The organism is Mycobacterium innocens, assembly GCF_900566055.1.
Taxonomy (GTDB): Bacteria; Actinomycetota; Actinomycetes; order Mycobacteriales; family Mycobacteriaceae; genus Mycobacterium; species Mycobacterium innocens.
In genome coordinates this window covers 1-13,670 of the sequence record NZ_UPHQ01000234.1, presented here as the reverse complement: position 1 = coordinate 13,670, position 13,670 = coordinate 1, and the positions used below count along the sequence as shown (strand labels likewise).

The following is a 13,670-nucleotide window of genomic DNA, read 5'->3' as shown; positions in this document are numbered from 1 at the left end:
GATGACCCACCAACCGTGTGAGGTCGCATAAGTCAGCGTGGGCGCTCGGCACTCCTCACAGCACACCGCGCACTCCGGCCAGGTCTTCTAACGCCAGCAACCACCGGCGACAATGCCCCACGCACCAACCTATGACTTGACACGACCTACAGCCAGCTAGCGCGTCTCGCCAGACCTGGTTGGCCACCCCGTAGCAGCGCCCACCGACAGCCTCCCAGTGGTCAGCGGCCTCGGTGAGATGCTCGGTGGGCCAGGCCAACAGCTGCGAAAGGTTGGGAAACGCGGCGACCACTGACATGTGCTAGGCGCGGATCACCGGACTGGCCACGGCGGCCAGCATGTTCGCCGAATCCGTCTCGTTGGCAACGTAGCGAGTATCAGCCTCGACGACATGGGCGGACCGGGCGATCACCCGTGCGGCGAGCGCCGCCGAGAACGCCGTGACATCGGCGCGGGCGCCGTCGACCGCGACAGCGCTGGCCTGACCCGACAAACCCAGCCCCGTCGGAGCCACTGTCGCGTTCAGTTCGCCCGCCGCAGCGCCCCAGCGGGTGGCCATGGTCTGCAGACCACCGCTATCGACACGCAGATTCTGCTGCATGGCGGCAGTGTAGCCACCCTCTTCGTCGCCCGCACTTCGGCGTCAAAATACCAGGCGCACAGACCATTCCGCGTGCGGCGCCTCGCGCAACTCACCGGAGGCGGGGTCGACCACCAACGTCAACAATTGCACCACAATCCCGGTCAGTCGGCCCCGATGCGGGTCGACGGTGGGGATGGTGACCGCGAGCCGGCTGTCGGGCCGAAAGATGGTGGCGGCGGCATCGGCGGGATCCTCGTAGAGCTGCAGGAGTCGCCACGGTGCCCGCGAAATGGCTTGCGGCACCGAGAGCTGCACCGGATCGCGTTCGTTCACCGGCAGTTCGCCCTGGGTCTGCGGTGTCTCACACTCGTCGAGCCGCAACACGTTGCAATACATGTAAGGGCCGACGCGGCTCAGGTGACCGTGCGAGTACGCACTGATCTCAGGTCGCTGCGGACCGGAATCGCGCACCAGCAGCCACGCGCCAAACCCCGCTCCGGCGGACAAGAGCAACACCACGACCGCGAGAAGCGTAACGCCCCAACGTTTCACTGCGGCATCGCTCCGGTTGCCGAAGCGGCGCGGCGGGTGCTTTCCTGCTCGGCCAGCACCGGCCGATTACCGCCGAGACCCGGGATCAGCGAGTCGCCCCGGAAGCTGACGACGGTCTGCGCCAGACCCAGGATCAGCAGGGCGCTGACGGCGGTGAAGCCGACCCCCAATTCGGTGTAGACCAACACCCCGACCGCACCGCCGAGCACCCAGGCCAGCTGCAGCGTCGACTCCGAACGGCCGAACCCCGATGCCCGCGATTCCTCGGGCAGATCGTCCTGCAGCGAGGCGTCCAGCGAGGCTTTGGCGATTGCACTGCAGCCCGACGTGATCAGGGTCGCGATGGCGGCCGCCACCAGATTGCCGGCCACCGCGGCCGCCACCGCGAACACCGTCACCACCACGGTGCAGCGCACGACCAGCACCGCCGGCCTGCCCAGTTGCAGGCGTGCGCTGGTGAAATTGCCGGCGAAGTTGCCGATCGCGGCCGCAGCGCCGATCAGGCCCAGCATGGCCAACTGAACCCACCCGTCGGCGTCGTGAGCCTTCGCGACGAACGCCGGATACAAGAACAGAAAGCCGACCATCACCTTGATGGTGCAGTTGCCCCACAACGAGGTAATGATGTTGCGGCCCAACGGTTGTCGCAGCGTACCGCCGAGGTTCTTGACTTCCTCCGGCCAGCTTCGCCGCAGCCTGCCGGCGTCGCGGTGGTAGCTCAGCGTGGCCGGCACCTCGCCGGTGGTCACCTCGACCCAGCTTGGAATCCGCATCGACAAAACGGCGCCGGCGATGGTGATCGCGACGACGACGAACAACGCGCCCGGAAGTTCCAACAGATGGGTACAGCCGAACTCGACTCCGGCGGCGACGGCACCGCCGGCCATGGTGCCGCCGAGCAGGCCGAACACCGTCAGCCGGGAGTTGACCCGCACCAAATCGATCGTCGGCGGCATCACCCGCGGGGTCACCGCGCTGCGCAGCACGCTGAATGACTTCGAAAACACCATCATGGCCAGCGCGCACGGATAGAGCACCCACGACGGGAAGCTGCCGGTGGCGCCGTCGTAATTCATGATCAACACCAGCGCCAACACCGTCCGAAGTCCGAACGACAGCGCCAGCGCCACCCGTCGGCCGTGCTGCAGCTTGTCCAGTGCGGGACCGATCAGCGGCGCGATCACGGCGAACGGCGCGATGGTGATCAACAGGTAAAGAGCGACGCGCGATTTGCTTTCACCGCTTGCCGCGGCAAAAAACAACGTGTTGGCCAGCGCAACCGCCATCGCGGAGTCGACCGCGAAGTTGGCCATCACCGGCCAGGTCAGCGCGGTCAGGCCCGACTTGTCGGCGCCGTCGGCGGTCGCGGCGCGCTGCACCATCCAATACATCCGCGAGCCCATTTCGCGGCTGCGCATCGCCGCGGCCCGGGTGACGGTGATCCGTTCGCCGCCGTTGAACTCGCGCGGCGGCGGCTGGCTGTCGCGCTGGCGTTCCTGCTCCTGACCCAGCGGCGGGAGGTAGCGGTTGGCGCTCGGCATGGGCGGCGGACGGCGCGGCCGTCGATAGTCGGCGTCGTCAGCGGGATAGTTGGCCATGCCGGGGTGCTCGTTGACCGTTCCGTTCCGGCTCCGGCGGCCCGCGGCCGGAGCCGTACGGCCCGGGTGATCACGCCGCCGTGCAGACACGCCTCAATTCTGGCTTATCCCGTCTCCACGCGTAGGCAACCGGGTGTGGCTCGTCCACCGTGTCTTCCGGCAGTATGGATACGCACTGCAGAGAGGGAAGAGTGTGACCGGACCCTTGGAGAAGTCGGTGGAATCCGCCGTGGCGACCGTGGCCGAGTGGCCGCAAGACTTGGCGTCGGTGCTCACGGGCGCGGTGGACCAGGCCAGGGCGGCGGTCGTCGAGTTCAGCGGGCCCGATGCGATCGGAGACTATCTCGGTGTCGGCTACGAAGATCCCAATGCGGCGACACACCGATTCCTGGCGCATTTGCCCGGGTACCAGGGATGGCAGTGGGCCGTCGTCGTCGCTGCCTATGCCGGTGCCGACCGTGCCACCATCAGCGAGGTGGTGCTGGTCCCCGGCCCAACGGCCTTGCTGGCGCTGCCCTGGGTGCCCTGGGAGCGGCGGGTACAGCCGGGAGATTTGAGCCCGGGAGACCTGCTGGCGCCGGCCAAGGATGACCCGCGGCTGGTGCCGGGCTATAGCGCCAGCGGCGACCCGCAGGTCGACGAGACCGCTGCCGAGATCGGGTTCGGCCGACGCTGGGTGATGAGCGCGTGGGGCCGCGCCGAGGCGGCGCAACGATGGCACGACGGCGACTACGGCCCCGACTCGGCGATGGCACGGTCGACCAAACGAGTGTGCCGCGACTGCGGGTTCTTCCTGCCGCTCGGCGGAGCGCTGGGCGCGATGTTCGGGGTGTGTGGTAACGAATTGTCGGCCGATGGCCATATCGTCGACAAGCATTACGGTTGCGGCGCGCATTCCGACACCCCGGCCCCGGCGGGCAGCGGCTCCCCGATGTATGACCCGTACGACGACGGGGTGCTAGATATCTGGGAGAAGCCGCCGGATTCGTCCGATTAGCCTTTTTCGGCGGCCGCCTTGATCTTTGCCAGCGAGGTGTTCATGCCGTCGACCAATTCGCGTTCGAAGTTCGTGGTGCCTCCCAAGAGTGCGTTCACCGATACGTTGGAAAACGCGCTGACCCCGTTTTCGGCGTGGCGGCTCTCGGTGACCCGGGTGCCCTCGCCATTGGGCTCCAGCTCGTAGCTCCAGATGCTGCGGTTGGTGTCGACCCGGAACGCCAGCTTCTGCTCCGGGATGACCTCGACGACGGTGCAGGTTGTCGGCCAGAACAACCGGTTGCGACGGTTGAGGTTAATGGTGCGGGTGCCAGGGCGCAGCGGACCGAATTGGTGCGTCCAGCGACATTGCGGGCTCCATTGCGGCATTCGTCGCAAATCGGAGATCAGCGCCCAGACTTTCGAGGGCGGCGCATCGATGTCAACCTGCGCCTGCAGCAGCGGAGCTACCATTTGTCCTCCCGGATGTGTTTTGCGTCACCATTTCGGTCTTATTGGTGGTCCAGATACGTCTCGAGTCCGGCTTGAGCGCCGCGAGCACCGCGGCGGGCAGCGGCAAGTTGCCAGACGAATATGCCCGTGCCGAGCAACCCCACCGCGAGCCCGGCCACTGTCACCGGCCGCCATGTCTGAAGACTGGGTACGGCGAACGCGGCCACCGCGGCAGCCACCCAGCCGAGTGCGCCGACCGCGATGACCGGCCACACTTCCAGTAGCGCTGCCGGTAACGGTGGCGGCTCGGGATTGTGGTCAGGTTCGTCAGTCATCGGGTTTCAACATAGCCCGCGACGATGCCGGCCGCCGTACGGGCGGAACGATAGCGTCGTACACAGCAGCGGGCGGTCGCGGCGCCGGCCTTAGCGACCACTTTTGCGGAACAACGGCGCCGAGGTTGTCGCGAGGAGCGTTGAGGGGGCTGCGCCCCGATGCGAGGAGATGAAAATCGTGGCCTGGTGCGGTTGGGGTTGACGCTTAAAGGGTGTTCGCGACCCCGTCGCGTTCGCTACCTGTCATCCGGGCGCGCGGGCTCATCGGAGACGGTCGCGTCAATCTGGGGTGTCCGTTGGCGCTGACGGCGGCGAGTGTGCGCTGACGGCGCCGAGTGTGCGGTCGGGGCGCCGAGTGTGCCGTCAGGGCGGGCCAATCGCGGAGTCCGCGCCCTATATGCACGCTCAAAGCCGTCACCGCACACTCGATACGGCGGGCATGACAGTCGACCCGGTGAGCACGCGAGTCTTCTCCGTCCCCTCCGAACACCGGCCATCACAAGAGGTTTGAGCAAAGCTGCGGGCATCGGCGTGCCGAAGACAGAACGGCAAGGTGTGCGTGGGCAGCCAAGCTGCGTTCGCGGGCATCGATGACCGGCAGCATTGTGGCCTCGGAAGGCGTTTGATCGCCGAACAGATCGCCGAACCCCATGACGTACGTGGTGAACGAGTCGACACAGCGTCCTAGAAGCGTCCTCAGGCCTCTCGGGTGTCCACCCGTGCAGCGACCGATGTGGCAACTGGTAAAGATGTGACGGTGCTGGGACGGCGGCGCAATGGTTCCAGCACGGGGGGCGAAGGGTGGCGACGGGTTGCCGCCCGACGGCGCGGGGGCAATCGTTTGCCGTCGTTCTGATCGCGAGCACTTGGGTTCCGTTGTAACCTCGCGCTGTGCCTGACAGCGATGCGCAGCTGGCGAGCGACTTGTCGCTGGCGGTCATGCGTCTGGCGCGCCAACTTCGATTCCGGAACCCGTCATCTCCGGTGTCCTTGTCGCAGCTGTCGGCATTGACAACCCTGGCCAACGAGGGCGCGATGACGCCCGGCGCGCTGGCGATCCGGGAGCGGGTCCGCCCACCGTCGATGACCCGGGTGATCGCCTCCCTGGCCGACGTGGGTCTGGTGGACCGCGCCCCGCATCCCGTGGACGGCCGTCAGGTGCTGGTGTCGGTATCCCAAGCCGGCGCGGAGTTGGTCAGGGCTGCACGGCGAGCCCGTCAGGAGTGGCTGGCCGAACGGCTCGCGACGCTCGACAGCGGCGAACGTGACACCCTGCGCCACGCCGCCGACATCATGCTCGCCCTGGTCGACGAAAGCCCGTGACTGTTCCCGACATCGACGTTCAAGACATCAGCGATCCCGACGATCCGCGCCTCGACGATTTCCGCGACCTGAACAGCGTCGACCGCAGGCCCGACCTGCCGTCCGGGAGGGGCCTGGTGATCGCCGAGGGTGTGCTGGTCGTGCAGCGCATGCTGGCTTCGCGCTTTACCCCGCGGGCAATGCTTGGCACCGACCGCAGGCTGGCCGAGCTCAGGGACGACTTGGCCGGCAGCCCGGCCCCCTACTATCGAGCCTCCGCGGAAGTCATGGCGCAGACTGTCGGGTTTCATCTCAACCGGGGGGTGCTGGCCTCGGCAAGCCGGTTACCGGAGCCCGGCGTTACCGAGGTGGTCGACGGCGCTCGCACCGTCGTGGTGCTCGAGGGGGTCAACGATCACGAAAACCTGGGGTCGATCTTTCGCAACGCCGCGGGGTTGGGGGTGGACGCGGTGGTGTTCGGCAGCGGTTGCGCGGACCCGCTGTACCGTCGCGCGGTCCGGGTTTCCATGGGGCACGCTTTGCTGGTGCCCTACGCTCGAGCAGCCGACTGGCCCGCCGACTTGGTGATGTTGCAAGAGCGGGGCTTTGGGCTGTTGGCGATGACTCCACGCGGCGACGCGCGCCAGCTGGGCGAGGCGATGGACGCGGTGCGCGACCAACCGATTGCACTGCTGGTGGGTGCGGAGGGGCCTGGACTGACCGCTGCCGCCCTGCGGATCAGCGATCTGCGGGTGCGGATCCCGATGTCGCGGGGCACCGACTCACTCAACGTGGCGACGGCGGCCGCATTGGCTTTTTACGAGCGGGCTAGGCTTGGCCCGTGAGCCGGGAGCTCGAAGCGCGCGACGAATCTGTGCCGTGGGCAACGGGTTTGGTGGTAGCCGGTTTCGTCGCCGCAGTGATCGGGGTCGGGATGGTGGTGCTCAGCCTGGGGCTGATCCGGGTGCACCCGTTGCTGGCGGTCGGGCTCAACGTCGTGGCGGTCGGCGGGCTGGCGCCGACCCTCTGGGGCTGGCGGCGCACCCCGGTATTGCGCTGGTTTGTCCTGGGTGCGGGAGTAGGTGTCGTGGTGGCGTGGTTGACGCTGCTGGCAATGACCGGGTTGGGGCGTGCTTAACTCAGCGCTGCCCGCCGGAGCGCACCCCGAGCAGGACGTCCTCCCAGGCCGGGATGGCCGGCTTGCCCCGTCGATGGCTGGCTGGTGGTTCCGTCGCCGGGGCGGGTGCCGGCTTCGCGGGTTCGTCGAAGGCGAGGCGGGCCACCGGAGCCAGCTGCCGAGGTTTGAAGTCCGGGTCGATCAGCTCACTGGCCGCGTCGTCGATCGCGGTGACGGTGCCGCCATGCGCGCCCGGTGTGAAGCGGAAGTGCGCGAGGTTATCGGAGTGGCCGGCCTGCCATGCAAGCTGCACCGTCCAGCGGCCGTCTTCGTTGCGCCACGCGTCCCAGCTGAGTTTCTCCGGGTTGAGGCCGCGCGTCAGCAGCGCGGCGGTGATGGTTTCGAGCAGCGTCAGCACCGCGGGGCCGTCCGACAGCATCGGGTGCGCGGCCGTTGCCAGCTCAGCGGCACGCGACCGTTCCAGCAACACCGGGTGGGCGAATCGCTGGATGCGCGCCAGATCGGAGCCCGACGCCGCGGCCACCTGCTCCACCGATGCTCCGGCACGGATCCTGGCCTGAATTTCCTTGGGACTCAACATATTCGTTATTTCCATGTCCAGGTGCGGTTGAACCGGGTGCGTCGTATTGCCGGTCAGGACCGCCCGCAATCGGTCGTCGGCCGGCAGCTTGAATGTTTCGGCCGGTTTGGCGCCCTCGCAGATGAGGTATTTGCCGTCGGCATCCAGCCCAACCAGTTTGAGTTCCCGCATGACTTCTCCTCGCAGGCTCCGTGCCTCTGAGCACCGGACCTGTTACGTGCGCACTTTAATGCAGCCAACCCCGCGATCCGCGCTGACACGCGGGACGGTTGCGGGCGGATAACGAGCAGGTTAAAGCCGCTCAACCACCCAGTCGATGCATTGGGTGAGGGCGCTGACGTCATCGGGTTCGACGGCGGGGAACATCGCCACCCGCAACTGGTTGCGGCCCAGTTTGCGGTACGGCTCGGTGTCGACGATGCCGTTTGCCCGCAAGGTCTTGGCCACGGCCGCGGCGTCGACCTCGTCGGCGAAGTCGATCGTGCCCACCACCTGCGACCGCAACTCCGGGTCGGTCACGAACGGCGTGGTGTACGGCCGCTCCTGCGCCCACGAGTACAACCGCTGCGAGGAGTCCGCCGTCCGCTTGACCGCCCACTCCAGGCCGCCGTTGCCAAGCAGCCAGTCGAGCTGTTCGGCCAGCAGCGCCAGCGTGCCGATCGCCGGTGTGTTGTATGTCTGGTTCTTCAGACTGTTCTCGATCGCTATCGGTAGCGACAAGAAGTCGGGAACCCAGCGCCCCGAGGCCGCGATGGCTTCGACGCGGGCCAGCGCGGCCGGACTCATCAGCGCCAGCCAGAGGCCACCGTCGCTCGCGAAATTCTTTTGGGGCGCGAAGTAATACGCGTCAGCCTCGGTGATGTCGACCGGCAGACCGCCAGCACCAGAGGTGGCGTCGATGACGATCAGCGCGTCGCCCGAGTCGGCGGGACGTCGCACCGGCACCGCCACCCCGGTCGACGTCTCGTTGTGAGCCCAGGCGATCACGTCCACCGACGGATCGGCCTGCGGCTGCGGCGCGTCGCCTGGGTCCGCCTTGATGATGATCGGGTCGCCCACGAACGGGTTCTTGGCGACGGCTGAGGCGAACTTCGAGCTGAACTCGCCGTAGGCCAGGTGCAATGAGCGCTTGTCGATCAGCCCGAATGCGGCGGCGTCCCAAAACGCAGTTGCGCCGCCGTTGCCCAAAATCACCTGGTAACCATCGGGCAGCGAGAAGAGCTCGGCCAGGCCGGTGCGCACCCGGCCCACCAGATTCTTGACCGGCGACTGCCGGTGCGAGGTCCCGAACAATGCCGCGGCGGTGGTGGTCAGCGCATGCAATTGCTCGGGCCGCACCTTTGACGGGCCCGACCCGAAGCGTCCGTCGCGGGGTTTGAGGTCAGCGGGAATCTCGAGGGCAGTCGTGAGCTGGTCGGCCATGGCAATCAGGGTAGTGAGCGGTGGGGGACCGGCGACCACGCGGGCCGAATATTGCCGCGTCAAGCCGGCCGGCGTGAGCAGCGTCACACTCAACCGATCGATACGGGCCAGGCCACAGCCCGCCCGCGGGTCTGGAGAATTCCCGGTACCAGCGGTACCGTGTTTATCAGAACGTCCGAAGGTAAACCTCAACACAAACCTCATTGGGGAGGCTTCTCAGTGGACAAGACGCGGATGGTTCGGCGTTGGCGCCGCAACATGGAGGTTCGGGACGATACCGAGTACGTGGAGATGCTCGCCACACTGTCCGAGGGGTCGGTGCGGCGAAACTTCAACCCGTACACCGACATCGATTGGGAGTCACCGGAATTCGCTGTCACCGACAACGATCCCCGGTGGATCCTCCCGGCGACTGACCCGTTGGGCCGCCACCCCTGGTATCTGGCGCAGCCCGACGAGCGCAAGATCAAGATCGGGATGTGGCGCCAGGCCAACGTGGCCAAGGTCGGGCTGCACTTCGAGTCCATCCTGATCCGCGGCCTGATGAACTACACGTTCTGGATGCCCAACGGGTCACCGGAATACCGGTATTGCCTGCACGAATCGGTTGAAGAGTGCAACCACACCATGATGTTCCAGGAGATGATCAACCGCGTCGGCGCCGACGTTCCGGGGATGCCGCGGCGGCTGCGCTGGGTGTCGCCGTTCATCCCGCTGGTGGCCGGCCCGCTGCCGGTGGCCTTCTTCATCGGGGTACTCGCCGGCGAGGAGCCCATCGATCACACCCAAAAGAATGTGTTGCGCGAGGGCAAGGCGCTGCATCCGATCATGGAGCGGGTGATGTCCATTCACGTGGCCGAGGAAGCCCGTCACATCTCCTTCGCGCATGAGTTCCTGCGTAAGCGGTTGCCGCAGTTGACCAAGCGGCAGCGATTCTGGACGTCGTTGTACTTCCCGCTGACCATGCGGATGCTGTGTAACGCAATCGTGGTGCCGCCCAGGGCGTTCTGGGAGGAATTCGACATCCCGCGTGAGGTGAAGAGGGAGTTGTTTTTCCGGTCGCCGCAGTCGCGGAAGTGGTTGCGCGACATGTTCGCCGACGTACGGATGCTGGCTTACGACACCGGCTTGATGGAAAGTCGCCTGGCCGGGCTCATGTGGCGGCTGTGCAAGATCAACGGCGAGCCGTCGCGCTACCGCAGCGAGCCGCAGCGTCAGCACCTGGCGACCGTGCCGGCCGCGTAATCCTTTATGCCACACGTTATTACCCAGTCGTGCTGCAATGACGCGTCCTGCGTCTTTGCCTGCCCGGTCAATTGCATCCATCCCTCGCCGGACGAGCCGGGGTTTGCGACGTCGGAGATGCTGTATATCGACCCGGTGGCGTGCGTCGACTGTGGCGCCTGCGTGAGCGCCTGCCCGGTGGGAGCCATTTCGCCGGACAGCAGGCTGGAATCGCGGCAACTGCCGTTCGTCGAGATCAACGCCTCCTATTACCCGAAGCGGCCGGCCGGCGCGAAGCTGCCGCCGACGTCGAAACTGGCTCCGGTGATCCCGGCAGCCGAGGTGCGTACGCGCCGCCATCCGCTGACCGTTGCCATTGTCGGATCCGGACCCGCGGCGATGTATGCCGCCGACGAGCTCCTGGTTCAACCGGGCGTGCACGTCAATGTCTTCGAGAAGCTGCCCACGCCCTACGGGTTGGTGCGCGCCGGGGTGGCGCCGGATCACCCGAACACCAAGCGGGTCACCACACTGTTCGACCGGGTCGCGCGCCATGACCGGTTCCGGTTCTACCTCAACGTCGAGATCGGCAAGCACCTGACGCACGCCGATCTGTTGGCCCACCACCACGCCGTGGTGTACGCAGTCGGTGCTCCCGACGATCGTCGCCTCGACATCGACGGGATGGGGTTACCCGGCACCGGTACCGCGACGGAGTTGGTCGCGTGGATCAACGGGCATCCCGAGTTCGTCAATCTCCCAGTCGATCTCGGCCACGCCCGGGTCGTGATCATCGGCAACGGCAATGTCGCTCTCGACGTGGCGCGGGTGCTCACCACCGACCCCGGTGACCTGGCCCGAACCGACATCGCCGATCATGCGCTGCGGGCGTTCCGCGGCTCGGCGGTCCGTGAGGTGGTGATCGCTGCCCGTCGCGGACCCGCCCACTCGGCGTTCACCCTGCCGGAGTTGATCGGGCTTACCGCCGCATCCGACGTGGTGCTCGACCGCGTCGACCACAAGCGGGTCCTCGAGGACTTGGCAACCGCCTCGGCGCCGTTGACGAAAGCCAAGCTGGAGATCCTGAGCACCCTGGGCGACGGGTCGACCTCGGCGTCGCGTCCCCGAATCCGGCTGGCCTATCAGCTCACGCCCCGGCGCGTCCTGGGACCTCAACGGGCCACCGGCGTCGAGTTCGCCGTCACCGGCACCGACGAGGTGCGCCGGCTTGACGCGGGTCTGGTGCTGACGTCGATCGGCTACCGCGGCAAGCGAATTCGTGACCTGCCGTTCGACAAGGCGGCGGCCGTCGTGCCCAACGACGGCGGTCGGGTCGTCGATCCGGGTACCAGGCAGCCGGTGCCGGGCGCCTATGTCGCGGGCTGGATCAAGCGCGGGCCGACCGGGTTCATCGGTACCAACAAATCCTGCTCCTGGCAAACCGTTCAGGCGCTGGTGGCCGACTTCAATGCGGGCAAGCTCACCGATCCGGCGGGCAAGCCGGCGGCGCTGGACCAGCTGGTGACCACGCGTCAGCCCGACGTCATCGACGCCGCGGGCTGGCGTGCCATCGATGCCGCCGAGGTCGCTCGCGGCCGCCGCGACGGTAGGCCGCGCAACAAATTCACCGACGTCACCGACATGCTTGCCGCGGCGACCGGCGCATCGCAGACGCCGCCGCTGCGACGGCGCCTGCTGACGCGGCTGCGTGAGCTGGCCTGAACTAGCTGGCTGCCTGCGCGGACATGGCCTCTTGAATCTCCGCCATGCTGAGCTCCCGTACGGGTTGCCCCAGTGACCAGTGGTGGCCGAACGGGTCGGCGACTACTCCGTATCGGTCGCCCCAGAACTGGTCTGCCAGCGGGATTACCACGGTGGCACCGGCGTCCACTGCCCGCTGGAACTTGGCATCGACATCGGTCACGGTCAGATGGATGGTGACCGGGGTTCCGCCCAGTGACCTCGGTGTCGTCGACTTGCCACCGCAGCTTTCCGGGAAGTCGTCGTTGAGCATCACCATGAAGCCGTTGATGCGCAGCGCAGCGTGGATGAGTTTGCCATCGCGCCCTGGTATGCGTCCCAGCTCAACCGCGTCGAAGGCCTTGACGTAGAAGTCGATCGCCGCCACGGCGTCGTCGACCACGAGGTGGGGGGACAATGCTGGTTCCACGGTGATTGCCACGTTGTTCGCTCCTTTGGATAGTTGGTATCGCCCGCGCGGGGCTCACAGGTACTGACCGAACGTGGCGGCGATTTTCATCGCGCAGTCGGCGACGGCCGCCGTTCAGGCCGCCTCTTGCGATCTGACGTGGCGATGTGATAGGGATGTGTCGACTGTTGTTGATACAACTGTCTCACCACGTGTCTCAGAGTTCGGCCGATGAGGATGCCCGCGTGTGCGCTGCCCGATTGACCATCCATCGCACAATGGACGCGCGTCAGCTGGAATTGCGCACCCGGCTGCTTCAGGCAGCGCGACAGCTGATCCGCGAGCACGGTCACGAGGCCGTGGGCATGGAGTTGATCGCCACGACAGCAGGGGTATCGAGAGCGACGACGTACCGCTACTTCGCGTCCAAGGAACATGTCGTCTGCGAGGCCGCGCTGGCCTGGGGTCATGACGTTGCGGCGCGCTTGCCGCAGGCCATCGAGGCGGCCGGGGAGACGGTCGGCGCCATCGACGTCGCGATCGAGCAGGTGGTGTACGAAGCAGCGTCGGATTTGTCGATGGTTCGGGCCACCATGGCGTCGGTGCTGGCTCAGGGCCCGGTCGCCGACGAGTTTCGCCGGGGCGTGCGTGAGATGTTCCGCGCGTTGGTGGCCGGTGCCGACGACGACATGCCGGCCACCCTTGACCCGTCGATGACGTTGCTTGGGCGGGTCTTTTTCGCCGATCTGGCATTGCTGGGTGTCGGCGATATCAGCGTCGAGCAGTGCATCGAGGAACTGCGGACGGCGGCACAGCGCTTACTCACCGGCACTACTCACCACAACTAGGAGCGGACCCATGAGTCAGGTATCGCCTTTGCAACCGGTCTGGGATGGGCTATTGGACCTGTTGGGTGTCGGCTTCTTCGAATTTCCGCTGTATTTTCTGCCCGTCGTCGTCGCGGTCGTCTTGCTGACCGGCATCGGCTTTTCGATAGCGGATGTCGCGATCTACCGGCGGATCTCGGCCAAAGCGGCCACGAAGCTCGGAATTCGGATCATGTCGACCTACGTCGGCGCGGCCGTTTTGCTGTTCGTGCTGCACGCGACGTTCCACGTCTGGACGGCCGCGGTTCCGGGCGCCGCGCCGACGCTGCCGGTCTTTGTGGCCCAACTCATCGGTTTCATGGTGGTCGGCGAATTTCTGACCTATTGGTGGCACCGGCTAGAGCATGAATCGTCCCGGGTTTCGTGCGCACTTCCTTTCTTGGGAAGGATGGCACGATGCCAAGCAAGTACGACGAGAACACCAAGGCCAAGGCGGTCCGATTGGTCCGTGAGCATGCCGACGACTACGACT

The 13,670-nt window shown here is 66.5% G+C and carries 16 protein-coding genes; 8 read left to right on the top strand and 8 right to left on the bottom strand.

What is annotated here, in order from left to right; genetic code table 11:
* Positions 1-301: 301 nt before the first annotated feature.
* The 3 genes from EET03_RS22445 to EET03_RS22435 are packed head-to-tail and all read right to left on the bottom strand — an operon-like array spanning position 302 to position 2,733.
* Positions 302-601 (bottom strand): hypothetical protein, encoded by a 300-nt coding sequence (locus tag EET03_RS22445; RefSeq protein WP_075542297.1) that lies wholly within the window; start codon positions 599-601, stop codon positions 302-304.
* Between the two features lie 42 nt (positions 602-643).
* Complete coding sequence (locus tag EET03_RS22440; RefSeq protein ID WP_075542296.1) at positions 644-1,135, bottom strand: DUF2771 domain-containing protein; 492 nt, start codon at positions 1,133-1,135, stop codon at positions 644-646.
* The gene (locus tag EET03_RS22435; RefSeq protein ID WP_099193743.1) at positions 1,132-2,733 is read right to left on the bottom strand and encodes an MFS transporter; all 1,602 of its coding nucleotides are present in this window, start codon (positions 2,731-2,733) and stop codon (positions 1,132-1,134) included. Before EET03_RS22435 ends, EET03_RS22440 begins: the two co-directional genes overlap by 4 nt.
* 193 nt (positions 2,734-2,926) lie before the next feature.
* Here EET03_RS22435 and EET03_RS22430 point away from each other — a divergent pair, with 193 nt between their 5' ends.
* Positions 2,927-3,730 (top strand): DUF3027 domain-containing protein, encoded by an 804-nt coding sequence (locus EET03_RS22430; RefSeq protein ID WP_075542294.1) that lies wholly within the window; start codon positions 2,927-2,929, stop codon positions 3,728-3,730.
* On the opposite strand, the gene EET03_RS22425 is transcribed toward EET03_RS22430, so the two are convergent.
* Both EET03_RS22425 and EET03_RS22420 read right to left on the bottom strand, forming a co-directional pair.
* Positions 3,727-4,182: an SRPBCC family protein gene (locus tag EET03_RS22425; protein WP_075542293.1), complete on the bottom strand. Its 456-nt coding sequence runs from the start codon at positions 4,180-4,182 to the stop codon at positions 3,727-3,729. The two genes, EET03_RS22430 and EET03_RS22425, sit on opposite strands and share 4 nt — an antisense overlap.
* Before the next feature lie 38 nt (positions 4,183-4,220).
* Entirely contained in the window at positions 4,221-4,496 is a 276-nt protein-coding gene (locus EET03_RS22420) for a DUF2530 domain-containing protein (RefSeq protein ID WP_063472409.1), read from the bottom strand.
* 891 nt (positions 4,497-5,387) lie between these two features.
* On the opposite strand from EET03_RS22420, the gene EET03_RS22415 reads away from it, so the two are divergent.
* From EET03_RS22415 to EET03_RS22405, 3 genes are read left to right on the top strand one after another with little or no spacing between them, the layout of a single operon-like run.
* On the top strand, positions 5,388-5,819 hold the full coding sequence (locus EET03_RS22415; RefSeq protein ID WP_075541763.1) for an Rv0880 family HTH-type transcriptional regulator: 432 nt from the start codon (positions 5,388-5,390) through the stop codon (positions 5,817-5,819).
* Positions 5,816-6,643 carry a TrmH family RNA methyltransferase gene (locus EET03_RS22410; protein ID WP_075541764.1) on the top strand — a complete coding sequence of 276 codons (828 nt, stop codon included), beginning with the start codon at positions 5,816-5,818 and terminating at the stop codon, positions 6,641-6,643. The genes EET03_RS22415 and EET03_RS22410 overlap by 4 nt, the downstream gene beginning before the upstream one ends.
* Positions 6,640-6,936: a DUF2537 domain-containing protein gene (locus EET03_RS22405; protein ID WP_099193742.1), complete on the top strand. Its 297-nt coding sequence runs from the start codon at positions 6,640-6,642 to the stop codon at positions 6,934-6,936. The genes EET03_RS22410 and EET03_RS22405 overlap by 4 nt, the downstream gene beginning before the upstream one ends.
* A 1-nt stretch (position 6,937) precedes the next feature.
* Here the strand turns inward: EET03_RS22405 and sepH are convergent, their stop codons facing one another.
* Positions 6,938-7,687 carry a septation protein SepH gene (sepH, locus tag EET03_RS22400; RefSeq protein ID WP_063472405.1) on the bottom strand — a complete coding sequence of 250 codons (750 nt, stop codon included), beginning with the start codon at positions 7,685-7,687 and terminating at the stop codon, positions 6,938-6,940.
* A gap of 120 nt (positions 7,688-7,807) precedes the next feature.
* Positions 7,808-8,938 carry a phosphoserine transaminase gene (gene serC / locus EET03_RS22395; RefSeq protein WP_099194255.1) on the bottom strand — a complete coding sequence of 377 codons (1,131 nt, stop codon included), beginning with the start codon at positions 8,936-8,938 and terminating at the stop codon, positions 7,808-7,810.
* A 219-nt stretch (positions 8,939-9,157) separates the two neighbouring features.
* Between serC and EET03_RS22390 the strand changes: the two genes are divergently transcribed.
* Together EET03_RS22390 and EET03_RS22385 are read left to right on the top strand one after the other, a co-directional pair.
* Positions 9,158-10,183 (top strand): AurF N-oxygenase family protein, encoded by a 1,026-nt coding sequence (locus EET03_RS22390; protein ID WP_075541766.1) that lies wholly within the window; start codon positions 9,158-9,160, stop codon positions 10,181-10,183.
* Positions 10,184-10,189: 6 nt separating this feature from the next.
* Positions 10,190-11,884, top strand: a complete 1,695-nt coding sequence (locus EET03_RS22385; RefSeq protein ID WP_075541767.1) for an FAD-dependent oxidoreductase — start codon at positions 10,190-10,192, stop codon at positions 11,882-11,884.
* Between the two features lies 1 nt (position 11,885).
* Here EET03_RS22385 and EET03_RS22380 read toward each other — a convergent pair whose 3' ends face one another.
* On the bottom strand, positions 11,886-12,344 hold the full coding sequence (locus EET03_RS22380; RefSeq protein ID WP_075541768.1) for a VOC family protein: 459 nt from the start codon (positions 12,342-12,344) through the stop codon (positions 11,886-11,888).
* Positions 12,345-12,589: 245 nt separating this feature from the next.
* On the opposite strand from EET03_RS22380, the gene EET03_RS22375 reads away from it, so the two are divergent.
* Complete coding sequence (locus EET03_RS22375) at positions 12,590-13,159, top strand: TetR/AcrR family transcriptional regulator (protein ID WP_075541769.1); 570 nt, start codon at positions 12,590-12,592, stop codon at positions 13,157-13,159.
* Between the two features lie 10 nt (positions 13,160-13,169).
* The coding region (locus tag EET03_RS30405) for a hypothetical protein (RefSeq protein WP_167470683.1) at positions 13,170-13,670 on the top strand (501 nt) is incomplete at its 3' end.